The 16,929-nt window shown below is 71.4% G+C and carries 16 protein-coding genes; 11 read left to right on the forward strand and 5 right to left on the reverse strand.

The genetic code is table 11. The features are described 5' to 3' along the window. The first annotated feature begins 79 nt into the window (after window positions 1-79). Together VSH64_RS10940 and VSH64_RS10945 are read left to right on the forward strand one after the other, a co-directional pair. Window positions 80-2,374, forward strand: a complete 2,295-nt coding sequence (locus tag VSH64_RS10940) for a hypothetical protein (RefSeq protein ID WP_326835428.1) — start codon at window positions 80-82, stop codon at window positions 2,372-2,374. After that, window positions 2,371-3,270 carry a sortase gene (locus VSH64_RS10945; RefSeq protein ID WP_326835429.1) on the forward strand — a complete coding sequence of 300 codons (900 nt, stop codon included), beginning with the start codon at window positions 2,371-2,373 and terminating at the stop codon, window positions 3,268-3,270. The genes VSH64_RS10940 and VSH64_RS10945 overlap by 4 nt, the downstream gene beginning before the upstream one ends. A 356-nt stretch (window positions 3,271-3,626) precedes the next feature. On the opposite strand, the gene VSH64_RS10950 is transcribed toward VSH64_RS10945, so the two are convergent. Together VSH64_RS10950 and VSH64_RS10955 are read right to left on the reverse strand one after the other, a co-directional pair. Further along, complete coding sequence (locus VSH64_RS10950) at window positions 3,627-4,703, reverse strand: PstS family phosphate ABC transporter substrate-binding protein (RefSeq protein WP_326835430.1); 1,077 nt, start codon at window positions 4,701-4,703, stop codon at window positions 3,627-3,629. A gap of 137 nt (window positions 4,704-4,840) precedes the next feature. Continuing rightward, the gene (locus VSH64_RS10955) at window positions 4,841-5,161 is read right to left on the reverse strand and encodes a DUF1508 domain-containing protein (protein WP_326835431.1); all 321 of its coding nucleotides are present in this window, start codon (window positions 5,159-5,161) and stop codon (window positions 4,841-4,843) included. 371 nt (window positions 5,162-5,532) lie between these two features. Here VSH64_RS10955 and VSH64_RS10960 point away from each other — a divergent pair, with 371 nt between their 5' ends. The 7 genes from VSH64_RS10960 (at window position 5,533) to VSH64_RS10990 (ending at window position 13,061) form a co-directional block, all read left to right on the forward strand. Further along, window positions 5,533-6,219, forward strand: a complete 687-nt coding sequence (locus tag VSH64_RS10960; protein WP_326835432.1) for a class II aldolase/adducin family protein — start codon at window positions 5,533-5,535, stop codon at window positions 6,217-6,219. Beyond that, on the forward strand, window positions 6,216-6,950 hold the full coding sequence (locus tag VSH64_RS10965; protein ID WP_326835433.1) for an SDR family NAD(P)-dependent oxidoreductase: 735 nt from the start codon (window positions 6,216-6,218) through the stop codon (window positions 6,948-6,950). The genes VSH64_RS10960 and VSH64_RS10965 overlap by 4 nt, the downstream gene beginning before the upstream one ends. Before the next feature lie 29 nt (window positions 6,951-6,979). Beyond that, entirely contained in the window at window positions 6,980-8,476 is a 1,497-nt protein-coding gene (locus VSH64_RS10970; protein ID WP_326835434.1) for an aldehyde dehydrogenase family protein, read from the forward strand. Between the two features lie 39 nt (window positions 8,477-8,515). Next, window positions 8,516-9,793, forward strand: a complete 1,278-nt coding sequence (locus VSH64_RS10975) for an MFS transporter (RefSeq protein WP_326835435.1) — start codon at window positions 8,516-8,518, stop codon at window positions 9,791-9,793. Further along, window positions 9,786-10,715 (forward strand): MBL fold metallo-hydrolase, encoded by a 930-nt coding sequence (locus VSH64_RS10980; protein WP_326835436.1) that lies wholly within the window; start codon window positions 9,786-9,788, stop codon window positions 10,713-10,715. The genes VSH64_RS10975 and VSH64_RS10980 overlap by 8 nt, the downstream gene beginning before the upstream one ends. Window positions 10,716-10,828: 113 nt before the next feature. Further along, window positions 10,829-12,784 (forward strand): potassium transporter Kup, encoded by a 1,956-nt coding sequence (locus VSH64_RS10985; RefSeq protein ID WP_326835437.1) that lies wholly within the window; start codon window positions 10,829-10,831, stop codon window positions 12,782-12,784. Between the two features lie 22 nt (window positions 12,785-12,806). Beyond that, the gene (locus VSH64_RS10990) at window positions 12,807-13,061 is read left to right on the forward strand and encodes a hypothetical protein (RefSeq protein ID WP_326835438.1); all 255 of its coding nucleotides are present in this window, start codon (window positions 12,807-12,809) and stop codon (window positions 13,059-13,061) included. A gap of 8 nt (window positions 13,062-13,069) precedes the next feature. On the opposite strand, the gene VSH64_RS10995 is transcribed toward VSH64_RS10990, so the two are convergent. Next, window positions 13,070-13,204, reverse strand: coding sequence for a hypothetical protein (locus VSH64_RS10995; protein WP_326835439.1), 135 nt, complete (start codon window positions 13,202-13,204; stop codon window positions 13,070-13,072). Window positions 13,205-13,445: 241 nt separating this feature from the next. Here VSH64_RS10995 and nadE point away from each other — a divergent pair, with 241 nt between their 5' ends. Beyond that, window positions 13,446-14,288, forward strand: a complete 843-nt coding sequence (gene nadE / locus VSH64_RS11000; RefSeq protein ID WP_326835440.1) for an ammonia-dependent NAD(+) synthetase — start codon at window positions 13,446-13,448, stop codon at window positions 14,286-14,288. A gap of 42 nt (window positions 14,289-14,330) precedes the next feature. On the opposite strand, the gene VSH64_RS11005 is transcribed toward nadE, so the two are convergent. Next, window positions 14,331-15,185 (reverse strand): substrate-binding periplasmic protein, encoded by an 855-nt coding sequence (locus VSH64_RS11005; protein ID WP_326835441.1) that lies wholly within the window; start codon window positions 15,183-15,185, stop codon window positions 14,331-14,333. 8 nt (window positions 15,186-15,193) lie between these two features. Next, a complete protein-coding gene (locus tag VSH64_RS11010) occupies window positions 15,194-16,030 on the reverse strand; it encodes a substrate-binding periplasmic protein (protein WP_326835442.1) in 837 nt (278 codons plus the stop codon). Window positions 16,031-16,146: 116 nt separating this feature from the next. On the opposite strand from VSH64_RS11010, the gene VSH64_RS11015 reads away from it, so the two are divergent. Next, the gene (locus VSH64_RS11015; RefSeq protein WP_326835443.1) at window positions 16,147-16,887 is read left to right on the forward strand and encodes an SDR family NAD(P)-dependent oxidoreductase; all 741 of its coding nucleotides are present in this window, start codon (window positions 16,147-16,149) and stop codon (window positions 16,885-16,887) included. Window positions 16,888-16,929 lie beyond the last annotated feature (42 nt).

Here is a 16,929-nt window from a genome sequence, read left to right on the forward strand (position 1 = left end):
ACGGCGCGTTGGTGAATCGGGAAACCTTCTCCCTTGGCCCCGGTTGACGCGGTGGGGCGCGGCTCGGGAGGTTGGCACCATGAACGGCTTCAGACGGGTGGCGCTCGTGGTCGCCGCCGGGGTGCTCGCGGTGCTGGGGGTGGCGGCGGTGCCCTCGGCGTCCGCGCAGACGACCACCCCGCCGCTGACCTACACGGTTCAGACCACGGGTGCCGATCTCGCGACCGCGCAGGACGGCGATCCGGTGCGCATCACGGTTTCCGGCCTGCCCGCCAACGCGACGGCGAGCGTCGCCGTCTGCCCGGCGCAGCTGCGCGACTCGCTGCTGCACTCGGTGGTGGACCCGGTCACGAAGAAGGCGGCGTGGGTCGCCGACCACACCATGGCCACGCGCGTGGCGCAGTACTGCGGCAACCTCAACGACGAGCTCGCCGGCGCGGTGTTCCCGACGGTGGCCAACCGGGGCCGCAGCGCGGTGAGCCAGAACGTCGTATTCGACCTCTACGTGCCCCGCGGGTCGAGTGCGCCGAAGAACGTGCCCTTCGACCCCGACTTCACCACGCTGGCGCCCTCGGCAGCGCTGCCGTGGCCGAACAACCCGGACAAGAAGCAGTACTCGTTCACCTGCGACGAGACGCATCCGTGCACGATGCTGCTCACGATCAACGGAAAGCCGGCCGGCGCGACGGTGCAGCAGACCGTGTTCGACAGCTCGCTGACCTTCGCCGCCTCGCCTCCGGGGCTGAAGATCCAGGGCTGCGGCGGAGTCGGCGACGGCACGGTGACCGCGAGCATGCCGGAGCGCTTCGGCCCGACCGCGGTCGCGTGGAACCAGCTGCTGTGCGCGCCGACGAAAACCGCGCAGCCGGCGAACATCGTGTCGGAGACGGAGGACGCCGGGTTGACGTCGTTCGACAAGGGCGACTCCGACGTGGCCTTCACCGGCTCCGGGGGCACGCTGGCGGCGCAGTCCGTGCGGGCGCGCACCTACGTGCCGGTGGCGCTGAACGCGACCGTGATCGCGGCCGTCGGGTGGACGCCCACGGACCGCTCGGACGCCGGGGCCTCGCTGGTGTCGCGGCTCGGCACCAGCCTGCAGTTCGACTGGGACGACGTGGCGAACCTGCTGAGCAAGGGCGGCGAGGTGCCCGACAGCACCGGCCGCGGCGGCATCTTCAAGACCGGCTCGGCGCTCGTCACGCGCAACGCGGCCCTGGCCGCCATCAGCGGGCCGAGCAGCCCGGTGCAGGCGCCCGACGCGCGGGCCGGGCACTCGGACAACACGTTCTACGGCGTGACCGGCGAATCCGGGCCCGGCAGCGTGCCGCTGACGCTGAGCGGCAGGCTGGCCGGGATGCCGGCGTGGACCTACGGCACCTTCCGCGATCCGCAGGGCGCGCCGCTGAAGGGCAACGGCCAGCCGGTCGGCGTCGTCTCGGACCTCAACGCGCTGAACCTCGGCGACGACGGGGTGCACAACGTGGACGCGAAGACCGGCCGCGTGAACGTGCGCAAGCAGGTGAACAACGCGACGCTCGGCACCGGGCAGGAGTGCAAGAACGGGTGTCTCGACTGGATCGTGACCGACCTGGCCACCGCGACCGAGTACGGCTGGACGCCGGTCGCGCTGCCCGACGGCCAGGGCGGGTACGTCGCTCCGACGCCGAAGTCGCTGCAGGCCGCCGCCGCGCACGCCGAAGTCGCCGACGACGGTTCGCTGCGGCTCGACGGCACCACCGCACCGGGCGCCTACCCGCTCACCTTCGTGGAATCCGTCGCGGCGCCGCTCAACCCGCTCGTCGACGCCGGCTGCGCACCGGAGACGGCGAAGCAGACCGAGCTCGCGACCTTCCTCAAAGCCGCCACCAACGGCGGCCAGAATTCGCTGGGCCAGGGCATGGTCGGCCTGACCCCCGACCTGCTCTCGGCCGCGCAGGACGCGGCGGCGCGGGTGGGCACGGGCACCGCGGCCGCGTCGTGCCACGAGCAGGAGCAGGCGCAGAACCCGGGCCCGCCGGACACCGGCCCGGGTGGGGGCACCGGCGGTGACCTCACGGGTGGTGACCTCGGCGGACCCGGCCTCGGCTCCGACGCGCCGGCCGCTCCGCCCGCCGAAGTCACGGCGCTCACGATGAAGGCGCCGACGGCCGACAGCGTGCAGGACTCGCGCAACCTGGCGTCCTCGGTGGACATCCCGCTGTTCCCGGGCGCGACCGCGCTCGGAGCGCTGATCCCGTTGCTGGCGCTGGTGGCGCTGGTGCTGCTGCCGCCGGGCACCGGGTATCTGACGGCCGGCAAACCCTTGCCGGCGTGGGTGGGCCGGACGTCTCGCGGGGTGGCCCGTCGCTTCGCCGCGTTGCGAGGCCGGGCATGACGATCACCGAGCAGCCGACGCAGGCGCCGGCCTCGCCGGCCTCGCGGCTCAGTCCACGGTGGACGGTGCTGGCCGTGACGGGCTGGGTGCTCACCACGGCCGTGTGCTTCGGCCTGGTCGCCTACGCGCTCGGCCCGATGCTGGCGAACAACGACCAGCGGGCCGCGCTGGCCACGGTGCAGCAGGCGATGGCGGAGGCGCAGGGGGCCACGAAGACGCTGCTGGGCGCCGCGCCGGTCACGAAACCGCCGGAGTTCGGCTCGCCGCTGGCGGTGCTGGAGATCCCGCGGCTGCACCTGCAGCAGGTGGTGCTCGAAGGCGCGGCGCCGGAGCAGACGGCGTCGGGACCCGGCCACGTGCCCGGCACGTCGGGGCCGGGGCAGCCGGGCAACTCGGCGATCGTCGGCCGGTTCTCGGGGTACGGCGCGCCGTTCGCCGAGCTGCGCGACCTGCGCAAGGGTGACGAGCTCGTGGTGGCCACGACGCAGGGCAAGTCCGTGTACACCGTGACCACCTCGGCCGACCGCGACCTGGACGAGGACCGCGACTACGGCCGCACCGACGACGATCGGCTGACGCTCGTCACCTCGGCCTCGTGGTGGCCGGGCTCGGCGTCGAGCGCCACCGTGGTCACCGCCGTCCTCGACGGCAAACCGTTCCGCCCCACCCCCCAGAACGGCAAGGCCGACGCCCAGGACGGCCGCACCGGCGACAGCGGCGCCTGGGCCCAGCTGGTCCTCTCCTTCGGCGGCTTCGCGGGCGTCGCGGTGGGCGCGACGCTGCTGTACCGCCGCTGGCGCTCGGTGTCGACCTACGTGCTGACCACCCCGGCGCTGCTGGCGCTGGCGGTACTGGCGGCGGCCGCGGTGTGGAAGCTGTTGCCTGCCTGGGCTTGATCGCACTCAAGCAAGGGAAACCGGCTCGTCCTGGGGAGTACCCGGGGCGGGCCGGTTTTCTGCGTCGAGCGGGTTCGGTGAAGGGCGCCGTGAGGGACTCTGATTCGGTGCAGGCGTCCTTCGCCGGAGCCGACAGCAGCGACCGATGTACACGCGGGCCACGACCAAGCCGGACTCTCTCGGATAGCCACGTGGACGGTCCTCGATGCACCTCGGCACGCGTCCCCACGCGCGTCCGGACAGACCGGCTCCGGTAACCACAATGGACGGTCGCAACCTCGACCTACGCCCACCCCACAACAAGAACCGGCCCGGACGGGAAACCCCGTCCGGGCCGGTTCGGCTGGTTCAGCGCGTCACTCGAGGGTGCAGGTCACGCCGTTCGCGTCGGCGGCCAGCGGCTTGAAGCCGTAGTCGTCGAGGAGCGAGGCGAGGCCACCGGAGCACAGCTTGCTCGGGCCGCTCGCGTCGAAGCCGACCACGTTCAGCGCGGCCGAGTACGACGGGGAGCGGTTGTCCAGCACGAAGTACACCGTGCGGGCGCCCAGGAAGCTGTCGGCGAAGGCCGGGGCGAAGGTGCCCGCGGTGCCCGAGACGGGCGCCGCGTCGGAGCCGGCCCCGGTCAGCGTGCCCTCGAAGAAGCCGGCGCGCTTGTCGCTGACGACGCCGTTGCCCTGCGCGACCCACTGGGCCACCGAGTACGGCGCGATCGCGGTGGCCTGGTCGGCCGCCGCGATGGTGTTGGCCTCGTTCTCCTCCATGCGGTGGATGGTCACGGGCTTCGTGGTCGGGTCGAAGCCGAGGACCGTGCCGGTGAAGAACGAGAGGGTGCCGGAACCGGCCTGCGGCAGGTACACGGTGATCGGGGCGGTGGCGCCGCCGACCTGGTTCCAGTTGGTGATGGAGCCGTCGTAGATGCCGCGGAGCTGGGCCAGCGTAAGGGAAACGCCGGCGCCGGCGCCGGTCGAGGAAGCGGCGAAGGAGACGCCGTCCTTGGCGAAGCCGTAGAACTCGAAGCTCGCCGGGTCGGTGGTGGCGCGACCCGCCGAGGAGCGGGCGATGTCGATCGAGGCGCTGCCGGCGGCGGCGGTGTCGGCCAGCAGGGCCTTGCCCGCACCGGAACCGTTGGCGGGCGAGACGGTGTAGGTGGCGCCCCCGTCGAAGACGTCGCCGGGCACGGTGAAGGACGTGCCGGCGGGGATCACCGGCGGGATGCTCACGAAGTCGTCGGGGTCGATGTTCGTCGCGTCGGCGTTGGCGTCGGCGAAGATCGCGTTGGTGACGTCGGCGATCGTGTCGGAGCCGGCGGCGGCGAGGACCTCGGGGAGGCCGTTCGGGCCGGGCACCGCGCCGGCGGTGCCGGGGACGACGAGGCACGCGCCGGCGACGACGGCGGCGGTGATGCCCACGAACCGGGCAGTACGAGCACGCATGGGTTGTACTCTTTCTGTCTGGTCTGGCCACGGTGTTCCGTGGCCCGCGGACAAACTTCGTCGAGTCCGGCAAACGTGAGGCGGTTTCTTGCCTTCCCGCCCGACGGCGCGGAAGTTAATGCCCGACGAACGAGTTTTCAGCCCTGCGTCCCGTATTTCGTGCGCCCGTCCACGATGCGGCCGTCCGCCGCGAATTCCGCGGCCTGGCGCATGGCCGTGACGAATCGATCATGGCCGCGCGTGGCTTCGATCCGCCGGCCGTACGCGTGGCTCGCGATCGCGACCGGCGTCGCGCCGGCGCGCAGCACCCAGCGCCAGTCGATTCCGTGATCGTGCACCAGTTCCAGGCGCGTGCGCGGGAGGTTCGTGCACAGCCACCGGATCGCGGCGACGCATTCCTCGGCACTGCGGTAGTCGACGGCGCCGAGACCGAGCGAAGCGTTGTTGCTCCCCAGCAACCGCCACCGCGTCGCGTTCCCGCGTCCCCCGATCAACTGGAATCGGGGTGACCGTCTTGGACCTTCCGCGCTGTTCATTTGTGCATCCCCAGTCCCGCACGGACGGCGGCCCCGTGAATCGCCGCCCTTCTCTCAGAGAACATCGCGAACGCGCGGCCGGAAAGTTACCGGCACGGCTTAAGGCGCGACGGCGTCCAGGTGAACAACCGTCACCCGAAAGTGGGCTTGATCGACTGTGTGTGACCGTGCGCGGAGATTGTCGCCCTCGTGCCGGTTCGTCCGGAGCGCACTCAAGGTAGCAAGCAGTCACCCTATGTAGTCCTGAGAATAAGGACTTGAATTCTACTATTCAGGAACCTACCGTTCTCGGGGTGAGAGCAGACGTAGTGCGAGCGCATCGGGCGCTGGCGGCGGCCGGGCAGGCCGACCTGGTGTGGGGGCACGTCGGTGTCCGGGACCCGGACGGGCGCGGCGCCTGGATGAAGGCCGCCGGCTGGGGGTTCGAGGAGGTGGACGAGGAGCGGGTGGTGCTCGTCGGCCCCGACGGCGGTGTCGTCGAGGGCGACGGAAAGCGCCATCTCGAGTTCCCCATCCACACCGAGATCCTGCGGGCGCGCCCCGACGTGCAGTGCGTGGTGCACACGCACTCGGCGGCCGCGACCACGTTCGCGTCGCTGAACGTGCCGATGCGGGCGATCGACCACGACGGCGTGCTGTTCGCCGAGCCGGACCTGCCGCGGTTCTCCCGCACCGGCGAGCTGCTCACGACACCCGAGCTGGGTGCCGAGCTCGCCGGCGTGCTCGGCGGCGCGCGGGCGTGCCTGCTCGCCCGCCACGGCCTCGTCACCGCCGGACCGGACCTCGCCCACGCGGTGATGTACGCGGTGCTGCTCGACCGTGCCTGCCGCAAACAGCTCGACGCGATGGCGGCCGGCGGCCCGGTGTCCTGGTCGGACGCGGCCGAGGCCGAGGCCAAGCGCGCACAGTGCTGGCCGGCGAGCCAGCTCGAAGCCGGCTGGCACTACCTCAACCGGATCGCGGAGAAGGGAAACCGATGAGTACAGAGCGCAAGACGGTCCTCGTGACCGGTTCGGGTCAGGGCATCGGCCGGGGCGTGGCCCTCGGCCTCGCCGAGCGGGGCTGGCACGTGCTGGTCGCCGACATCGACGAGCAGCGCGCCAAGAGCGTCGCCGCCGAGGTGGGCGGCGACGCGGTGGCGGTGGACATCTCGTCGGCCGAATCGTGCCGCGCGGCAGCCGACCAGCTGTCCGGCGTGGCGCTCGACGGGCTGGTGAACAACGCGGCCCTGTTCTCCACGCTCGCGATGAAGCCGTTCTGGGAGATCGACGAGGCGGAGTGGAACCGGGTCCTCGGCGTGAACCTCACCGGCACCTGGCAGCTCACCAAGGCGCTGCTGCCCGCGCTGCGCCGCTCGGGTGACGCGTCGATCGTGAACGTCGCGGCGAGCGCGGTGTGGATCGGCCGCCCGAACTACGCGCACTACGTCGCGTCGAAAGCCGGTCTCATCGGCCTCACCTACGTGATGTCGCGCGAGCTGGCGGGCGCGGGCATCCGCGCCAACGCCGTGACGCCGGGCTCGGTGCAGACCGAGATCCCGCGCACCACCATCACCGCCGAGCAGGTGCGCCGGCAGGTCGAGGCGCAGAACGTGCAGCGCCCGGCGACGCCGGGGGATCTCGTCGGCGTGGTCGCGTTCCTGCTCGGCTCCGACAGCGGGTTCGTGTCGGGCCAGACCGTGAACGTCGACGGCGGCCTCACGGTCCGCTGACCGAACGCCAAGGACAGGAGGAGAAAAGCATGGTCGAGCCACAGTTCACCGACGCCGCCGAGCTGACCGCCTACACCCGCGGCCGGCAGTGGTCGCTGCTGCTCGGGGGCGAGCTCAAGCCGGCGGTGTCCGGGCGCCGCTTCGAGAACGTCTCACCGGTCACCGGCGAGGTCATCGCCGAGGTGCCCGACGCGGACGCCGCCGATGTCGACGCGGCCGTCGCGGCCGGCGTCGAAGCCTTCCCGGCGTGGTCGGCCACGAGCGTCGCCGAGCGGGTGGCGATCGTGCGCCGCATCGCGCAGCGGCTGCGCGAGAACGCCGCCGAGCTCGGCGCGCTCGACACCCTCGACGGCGGCAACATCATCCGGCTGTCCACTTCGGACGTGCTGGCCGGCGCGGCGATGCTCGACTACTTCGCGGATCTGGGCCAGGCGCTCAAGGGCGAGACGGGCCCGCTTTCGGCCGGGGCGCTGCACTACACGACTCCGCAGCCGATCGGCGTCGTCGCGCGGATCATCCCCTACAACCACCCGATCATGTTCGCCGCCGGCAAGATCGCCGCGCCGCTGATCGCCGGCAACTGCGTGCTGCTCAAGCCGCCGCACCAGGCCCCGCTGTCCGCGTTGCGCCTCGGCGAGCTGATCGCCGACCTGCTGCCGCCCGGCGTGCTCTCGATCCTGCCGGGTGTCGGCCCGGCCACCGGCGAGGCGATCGTGCGCCACCCGCGGATCCGGCGGATCGCCTTCATCGGCAGCGCCCGCACGGGTCTGGCGATCCAGCGGGCGGCCGCGGAGACCGTGGTGAAGCACGTGACGCTGGAGCTCGGCGGGAAGAACGCGCTCGTCGCGTTCCCCGACGCCGACCCGGCGCAGGTGGCGGCCGCGGCGGTGCGGGGCATGAACTTCTCGTGGTCGGGCCAGTCGTGCGGCTCCACGAGCCGGCTCGTGGTGCACGAGGACATCCGTGAGGAGACCGTCGCGGAGGTCGAGCGCCTGCTCGGCGAGCTGCGCCTCGGCGACCCGTTCGACGAGCGCACCGACGTCGGCGCCCTGGTGTCGCGACAACAGTACGAGAAGGTGCTGTCCTATCTGGACATCGCCCGCGGCGACGGCGCGCGGCTCGTGACCGGCGGCGAATCGTACTGCCCGGAGGGCCGCGAGCGGGCGCTGATCGTGCGGCCGACGGTGTTCGCCGGGGTCGAGCCGGGGATGCGCATCGCGCAGGAGGAAGTGTTCGGCCCGGTGCTTTCGGTGCTGTCGTTCCGCGAAGAGGACGAAGCGGTGCGGATCGCGAACTCCACCGAGTACGGCCTCACCGGCGCTGTGTTCACGCGCGACCTCAAGCGAGCCCACCGCGTCGCCGCGGCGCTGGAAGCGGGCTACGTGTGGATCAACAACTCTTCGCGGCACTTCGTCGGCGCGCCGTTCGGCGGCGTGAAGAACTCCGGGCTGGGCCGGGAGGAGTGCCTGGAGGAACTGCTGAGCTTCACCGAGACCAAGGCCGTGCACCTGTCCTATCTGGACTGAACACCCGAGGGGGGTCCTCGAACTCAAAGGAGAGAAGTCGTGGTGACATCCTCGAACACCTCAGTGGCCAGACCGGCCGCGCCGGGCACGTCCCGGCGCCCGCTGCTCGCGGGCACGGCGGCGATCGTGGTCTGCACGATCGTGACCGTGATGGAGGGCTACAGCCTCATCGTGTACGGCTCGGTCGTGCCGGCCCTGCTGCAGGACCCCGGGCTCGCGCTCACCCCCGGCATGGCCGGGGTGCTCGGCAGCCTCATCTACGCGGGCATGCTGGTGGGCGCGTTCTCCGCCGGGGTGGTGAGCGACCGCGTCGGGCGCCACCCGACGCTGCTGGTCGCGATCACGCTGTTCGGCCTCGGCTTCCTCGTCACGGGCCTGGCGAACTCGGCGCTCGTGCTCGGCATGGCCCGGGTGCTGTCCGGGCTCGGTGTGGGCGCGGCGGTGACCTCGGCGTTGGCGCTGTCACGTACTCACGCCCGCAGCGGCCGGGCCAGCCTCGTCGTGAACATCACCATGGCCGGCATCCCGGTCGGCGGCGCGATCGCCTCGCTCATCGGGATCGGGGTGCTGCCCGCGTTCGGCTGGCGGCCGATGTTCCTCATCGGCGCGGGGCTCACGCTGCTCATCCTCCTCGTCGTGGCCTCGGTCCGCTTCGACGAGACCAAACCGGCCCCGCGCGAAGCCGACCACGCCCCGCGCCGCTCGCCGGTGCGTGAACTGTTCTCCGGCCGCGGCGCGCTGATCGCCGTGTTGCTGGTGGGCGTCGCGATCCCGAACATGTTCACCTGGTTCGGCCTCAACGTGTGGCTCACCGCCGCGATGACCACACTGAATTACCCGCTGACCTCGGCGCTGCTGTTCGGCTTCGTGCTCACCGCCGGCGCCGTGATCGGGTCGCTCGTGGTGTCGCCGCTGGCGGACCGGCGCAGCCCCGTGCTGGCCGCCGTCGTCACGGCGTCGCTCACGGTGGTCGGTCTCGCCGGCATCGTGGCGGGCATCCGGTTCCTGCCGGTGCTGCTGCTCTGCGTCGCCCTGCTCGGGGCGGGCGGGCACACCACCATGAACCTGCTCAACGCCGCCGCGAGCAACCTGTTCCCGGCCGCGATCCGCGGCACCGCGATGGGCTGGACGAACAGCATGTCCTACCTCGGCGCGGTCGGCCCGCTGCTGGGCGGCGTGATCATCTCCTCGAGCCTCGGCGCGCAGGGTGTGTTCATCGTCTTCGGCTGCTCGGCCTGCCTCGCGGTGCTCGTCCTGCTGGTCTTCACCGCCGTCACCCGTCGACCGACCACCACCCCGGAGGTGGCTCATGCCTGACCACACCGAAAACTCCGACAACCCCGGCATCTGGTGCCGCGAAGGCTTCACCCGGTTCACCCACGGCGAGTTCGAGTGCACCGTCGTGAGCGACGGACTGCTCGAGATGGGCCCGGCGCGCGACAACTTCCCCAACGCCGAGCCGGCCGACGTCGACGCGCTGCTGACCGAGTACCACCTCTCGGCCGAGCGCGTGCGGCTCAACCAGAACCTGCTCGTGGTCGACACGCCCGCGGGCCGGGTGCTGTTCGACACCGGCGTGGGCACCGTGCCGGAGCTGGGCGTGAGCACGTTCGGGCCGCAGACCGGCAAAGCGGTGGCCAACCTGAAGGCCGCCGGGATCGACCCCGCCGACATCGACGTCGTCGCCATCACCCACGCGCACCCGGACCACTGCTGGGGCCTGGTCGACGCGGCCGGCAAACCGCTCTACCCGAACGCCCGCGTGGTGGTGAGCGAGGTCGACTACCGGCACTGGACGGACCTGTCGAAGGTCGCCGGCGCGCCGGATCAGCACATGGCCGACCACTACACCGGCGCCGACCTCAACTTCAACGCCTACGCCGACCGCCTCACGCTGATCGGCGACGGCGACGAGGTCGTGCCCGGCATCACCGCGATCGCGACGCCCGGCCACAGCCCCGGCCACGTCGTCTACCGCATCACCAGCGGCGACCGCACGATGATCTGCTGGGGCGACCTGTGCCACCACCACGTGCTGCTGCTGCGCCGCCCGGACTGGGGCTTCCGCTTCGACTACGACAAACCGGCCGCGACCGCCCAGCGCCGGCGGATCTACGACCTCGTGCACCGCGAGCGGCACGCGGTGTTCGCCTACCACTTCCCGTTCCCGGGGCTCGGTCACCTGCGCCGGGAAGGCGAGGGCTACGCCTGGCTGCCCGCCGAGCCGGGCGAGGGCTAGCCGCGGGCCCTCACGGCGGGGGCACGCGGTTGATCTCCCGGTGCCGCCCCGGCCTGACCGGTAGGGTTCGCCCCGACGCCGGGCGGTGCCGGCGCGCGCCGAGGAGGAAGTACGTGACCGAGGGCCGCGAAGCGACCACGACGGAGGACGGGCCCGCGGGCCGGGCGCGCCTCGCACGGGACTCCGTGAAGCTGGCGGTGGTGGTCGGGGCGCTGGGTGTCGTGTTCGGCGACATCGGCACCAGCCCGATCTACACGCTGCAGACCGTCTTCAGCCCCAGTGACCCGCACCCGGTGCCGGTGAGCCCGCAGAACGTGTACGGCGTCGTGTCGCTGATCTTCTGGTCGGTCACCATCATCGTCACCGTCACCTACGTGCTACTCGCCATGCGCGCCGACAACGACGGCGAGGGCGGCATCATGGCGCTGATCACGCTGCTGCGCCGCCGCGGCGGGCAGAGCCGGCGCCGGGTGGCCGTGGTGCTGGCGGGGCTGGGCATCTTCGGCGCGTCGCTGTTCTTCGGCGACAGCATGATCACGCCGGCGATCTCGGTGCTCTCGGCGGTCGAAGGGCTCAAGGTCGTCGACGAAGGCTTCGAGAGCTGGGTCGTGCCGATCACCGCGGTGATCATCTTCGTGCTGTTCCTGGTGCAACGCCGCGGCACCGCGGCCGTCGGGCGGGTGTTCGGGCCGGTGATGATCACGTGGTTCGCCGTGATCGGGCTGACCGGTGTGACCGGCGTCGTGAAGCACCCGTCGATCCTCGAAGCCCTCTCGCCCACCTACGCGCTGGACTTCATGGTCGGCCACTTCGGCATCGCGTTCTTCGCGCTGGCGGCGGTCGTGCTGTCGGTGACCGGCGCCGAAGCGCTGTACGCGGACATGGGCCACTTCGGCCGCCGCGCGATCACGCGGGGCTGGCTGTTCCTGGTGTTTCCCGCCTGCCAGCTGAACTACTTCGGCCAGGGCGCCCTGATCCTGGAGAACCCGGCCAACCTCAGCAGCCCGTTCTTCCTGCTCGTGCCCGGCTGGGGCCGGCCGTTGCTGGTGCTCCTGGCCACCGCCGCGACGGTGATCGCGGCCCAGGCGGTGATCACCGGTGCTTATTCGGTCGCCTCTCAGGCCGCGCAGCTCGGGTACCTGCCGCGGCTGCGGATCGCGCACACGTCCGAGACCGAGCGCGGCCAGATCTACGTGCCGTGGATCAACTGGCTGCTGCTGGTCTCGGTACTCACGCTGGTGTTCGCGTTCCGCAGCTCGTCGGCGCTGGGCTTCGCGTACGGAATGGCCGTGACCGCGACGATCACGATCAGCACCCTGCTGTTCTTCTACGTCGCCCGGGCGAAGTGGAGCACGCCGGCGTGGGTGCTGTGGCTCGGCGGCGGCGTGCTGTTGCTGGTGGACCTGCTGTTCTTCGCCGCCAACCTCACGAAGCTCGTGCACGGCGCGTGGCTGCCGCTGCTCATCGGCCTCATCGCGTTCACCGTCATGAGCACCTGGCAGCGCGGCCGGCAGATCGTGACCGCGGAGCGCAACCGGGAAGAGGGCTCGCTGCGCGAGTTCGTCGGCAAGCTGCGCAGCGGCGAGACGCCGGTGCGCCGCGTCCCCGGCACCGCCGTGTTCCTCAACCGCGGCGCCGACAGCGCGCCGCTGGCCCTGCGCGCCAACGTCGAGCACAACCACGTGTGCCACGAGCACGTGGTGATCATGTCGCTGGAAACCGAGCCCGTGCCCCGCATCCCGGACGCCGAGCGCATCTCCGTGGACTCCCTCGGCTACGCCGACGACGGCATCACCCACGTCACCGCGCGCTTCGGCTACATGGAGACCCCGGACGTGCGCCGCACCCTCGCCCTCGTGGACCCGGCCGCCACCGAGGGCCACCTCGACGTGGCCGACGCCTCCTACTTCCTCTCCAAGATCGAGCTCCGCCGCGGCGACCAGCCCACCATGGCCCAGTGGCGCAAGCGCCTGTTCATCGCCACGTCGTACATCACCGCGGACGCGGCGGAGTACTTCGCGCTGCCGCGGGAGCGGACCGTGATCATGGGCTCGCACATCGAGGTGTGACGCCGCCGGAAAGGTGCCCGAGATGACCGACCCCGAAGCCCTGCGCGCCCGCGCGGCGAACGGTGACACCGACGCGGCCGACCAGCTGATCGAGCTCGCCGCCGAGCGCGGCGACGCGGCCGAGCTGCGCCAGTGGGCCGCGGCGGGCAGCTCCGACGCCGCCGACCTGCTCGTGGAGCTCGCGACCGAACGCGAGGACCACGAGGAGCTGCGCCGCCTCGCGGCCGCCGGCAACCTCACCGCGGCGGAAGTCCTGGCGGAGCTCGAGGGGGACTAGCCCGCGCGTCACTGGCCCGGCGGGGTCCGGCGCGCATACGGGTCTTCGTCGTGGGCGTCGAGCCATGAACCGGCGAGGCGGAGCACGAGGGCGATCAGCACCAGCCCGCCGAGGACGACCAGGGTGAACGTGAGACCGCTCATCACCCGAGCATGCGCGCGTTCGGTGGGCGGTGTCGTGGGCGTGGACGGAGTCTTGACGTCGGTGCCGGGGATCGTTGACGCCTTCTTGCCGGTGCCGGGCGAACTCCGGGAAGTCCTCAGTGGACGACCCGGTCAGGGCCCGGTCGTGGCGCGGGCCGGTGGGACGCCGGACGCGGCTCGCGCGGCCGGGGGCGAGGGAGCACACACCCGGCCGGCCCGGTGGCGCCAGTACAGTACGCGAATGGAGAACCTACGGCAGCAGATTCTCGCCGAGCTCGGGGTCAAACCGGTCATCACGCCGAAGGCCGAGATCCGGCAGCGGGTCGAGTTCCTCAAGGACTACCTGCGTTCGACCCCGGCCAAGGGCTTCGTGCTCGGCATCAGCGGCGGCCAGGACAGCTCGCTGGCGGGGCGGCTGTGCCAGCTCGCGAGTGAGGAGCTGCGCGCGGAGGGGCACGAGGCCACGTTCGTCGCGGTGCGGCTGCCCTACGGGGTGCAGGCCGACGAGGCCGACGCGCAGATCGCGCTCGAATTCATCAAGCCCGACCGGTCCGTCGCGGTCAACGTGAAGCCCGGCGCCGACGCGGTGGCGGCCGAGTCGGCGCGGGGGATGGGCGAGCTGCTCGGCGAGGAGCCCGCGCTGCGCGACTTCGTGCGCGGCAACCTCAAGGCGCGCGAGCGGATGGTGATCCAGTACTCGATCGCCGGGCAGCTGAACCTGCTCGTGGTGGGCACCGACCACGCGGCCGAGGCCGTGACCGGCTTCTTCACCAAGTACGGCGACGGCGGCGTGGACATCGTGCCGCTCACCGGGCTGAGCAAGCGCCAGGGCGCCGCGCTGCTGCAGGAGCTGGGCGCGCCGCCGAGTGTGTGGGAGAAGGTGCCGACCGCCGACCTCGAGGACGACCGGCCCGCGCTGCCCGACGAGGTGGCCCTGGGCCTCAAGTACAGCCAGATCGACGACTACCTCGAAGGCCTCGACGTGCCGCCGGAGGTCGCGCAGCGCGTGGAGCGGATCTTCCTGCAGACGCGGCACAAGCGCACCGTGCCGGTGAGCCCGCTCGAGGACTGGTGGCGCAGCTGACCCGGCGGTGACGGGCGGCCGGGAAGGCCGCCCGTCACCGGGCTACTTGGCCGCGGGTTCCTTCTGGATCTGCGCCTGCAGCGAGGGCCAGTACTGGAACAGGGAGCTCGGGTAGTCCTGTCCCGGGAAGTACTGGTGGTAGAGCTTCAGGAACGTGCCGTCGTCGACCAGCGCTCCCAGCTGCTTGTCGTAGTCGGCGAGGAACTTGTCGAGTCCTTTTCGGACGGCCATGGCCTCGGGCAGCGGGTTCTGCACCGACACGCCGACCTTCAGCCGCCCGGGGTGCTGGGCGAACACGGTGATCGCCTGCACGGAGCTCACCACGAAGCCGTCGACATTGCCGTTGAGCAGCTGGTCGATGCCGGTGGCGTTGGTCTGCACGCTCACCACGGTGGCCTTCGGCAGGGTCTTCGCGGCGAAATCGGCCTGTGCGCTGCCGATGCCGACGCCCACGCGCTTGCCGTCGAGATCGGCCACGGTCTTCACCGGCGAGTCGGAGCGCACCAGCACGTCGTTGGCGTCCACGTAGAACGGCGTGGTGAACGCGACGTTGCGCTTGCGCTCCTCGGACATGGTGAGGTCCGCGATCATCATGTCGTACTGCCCGGCGGTGACCAGCGGCAGACCGGCGCCGACGGTGGAGAGCTTGTAGGTGATCTTGAGACCCATCCGCTGCGCGATCAGGTCGTTGAGATCGATGAGCATGCCGGCCGGCTTGCCCGTCGCGTCGGGCGACACGAACGGCGCGTCGCCCTGCGGCACCGCGGCCGTGATGGTGCCGGACACCGCGAGGCCGTAGGTGTCCGTGGCCGCGGAGTCGCCGCCGCCGCACGCCGCCGTGGCCAGCAGTCCGCCGGCCGCGAGCGCCGCGAACGCGGCTCGCAATCGTCTACCCATTTTCCGTTTCAACTGCCCTTCCGGATCTGAGCCCTGAGCTGGGGCCAATACGTGAACATCTGCGCCGGATACGCCTCGCCGGGGAAGTACTTGTCGTACAGGCGAAGGAAAGTACCGTCGGTCATGGTGGTTTCGAGCTGGTCGCCGTAGGCCTTCTCGAAGGCGGTGAGCTTGCGGTTCACCGGCATCGCCGACGCCTGCTCGTGCGGCGCGGAGTAGGCGATCGCGACGCGGCCGGGGTTCTCCTGGAGCACGGTGGGGACCTCGGTGGAGGCCAGCACCATCGCGTCGAGGTTGCCGTTGAGCAGCTGGGTCACCCCGGCGCTGTTGGTGGGCTGCGAGATGAGCGTGGCGCCGGGGATCTTGGCGGTCACGAACTCGGCCTGCGCGCTGCCGAGCCCGGCCCCGACCCGCTTGCCGGCGAGGTCCCCGGCCGCCTTCACCGGCGAGCCGGTGCGGACCACGACGTCGTCGGAGGCCAAGTAGAAGGGTTTCGTGAAGTCCACGTTCTTCTTCCGCTCGGCGGTCGGCAGCATGCCGATCGCGAGCATGTCGAGCTGCCCGGCCGTGACCAGCGGCAACCCGGCGCTCACGGTGGTCATCCGGTAGGTGATCTTCAGGCCCATCCGCCGGGCGATCACGTCGTTGAGGTCCACCAGCAGGCCCACGGGCTTGCCGGTGGCGTCGGGGGAGACGAACGGCGCGTCGCCGGCCGTCACGCCCGCGGTGATGGTGCCGGGTTCCGCCAGCCCGAAGCCGTCGGCCTCGCCACCCGACCCGCACGCGGCGAGCGAGGCGACGACGGTGGTCGCGATCAGGATCCGCCGGATCCGCAGAGCTGCCATAGCTCCCTCCAGGCACCGGCCCGCGGGCGCGGACTCGGTGGTTTGGTATTTCTTAGGCTCATAAGACCAGAATGTCAACTGCCGGGTCCACAGGTGCGTCTGGTAGACGTCGAGGCATGACAGACCTCATCGACCTGGCCGGCAAAACGGTCATCGTCACCGGCGCCTCCTCCGGCATCGGCGCCGCGACCGCCCGGCGGCTGCACGCGGCCGGCGCCCACCCCGTGCTCGCCGCCCGCCGCGCCGACCGCCTCACCTCCCTCGCCGCCGAACTCGACGGCGCCCTCGCCGTCCCCACCGACGTGACCAACCCTGGGCAGGTCGCCGCGCTCGTCTCCGCGACCCTCGACCGCCACGGCCGCATCGACGGCCTGGTCAACAACGCCGGCGCCGGCCTCCACGGCCCCCTCGACCAGGTGGCCGCCGCCGACTTCGCCAAGACGTTGCAGCTCAACGTGGTCAGCCTGCTCGCCGTCACGCAGGCCGTGCTGCCCACCATGCGGGCCCAGGGCTTCGGCCGGATCGTCAACGTCAGCTCCGGCACCACCCGGCGCGCTGCCGTCGGCGTCGGCGCCTACGCGGCGAGCAAGTCCGCGGTGAACATGCTCAGCGCGGTGCTCACGAAGGAACTCGAGCCGGACGGCATCGCGGTGTCGCTGCTGCTGCCGTCGATCACCGCCACGGAATTCGCGGACGGCCGGTTCGTTCTCGGCGCGTCACCGCGGCCGGGGATGGTGGTGCAGAGCCCAGAGTATGTGGCCAGGGTGATTCTGCGGCTGTTGAGGACGGGGGAGGAGTCGTTCGACATTCCGCATGGGGTGGAACAGTCGGAGGTCACGCAGGTTCCGGGCGCGTAGGAGGCAAGGCGGGGTGCGGCCCGGTGGATAGAGGTGCCTGGC

Source organism: Amycolatopsis rhabdoformis (assembly GCF_035918295.1).
Classification (GTDB): domain Bacteria; phylum Actinomycetota; class Actinomycetes; order Mycobacteriales; family Pseudonocardiaceae; genus Amycolatopsis; species Amycolatopsis rhabdoformis.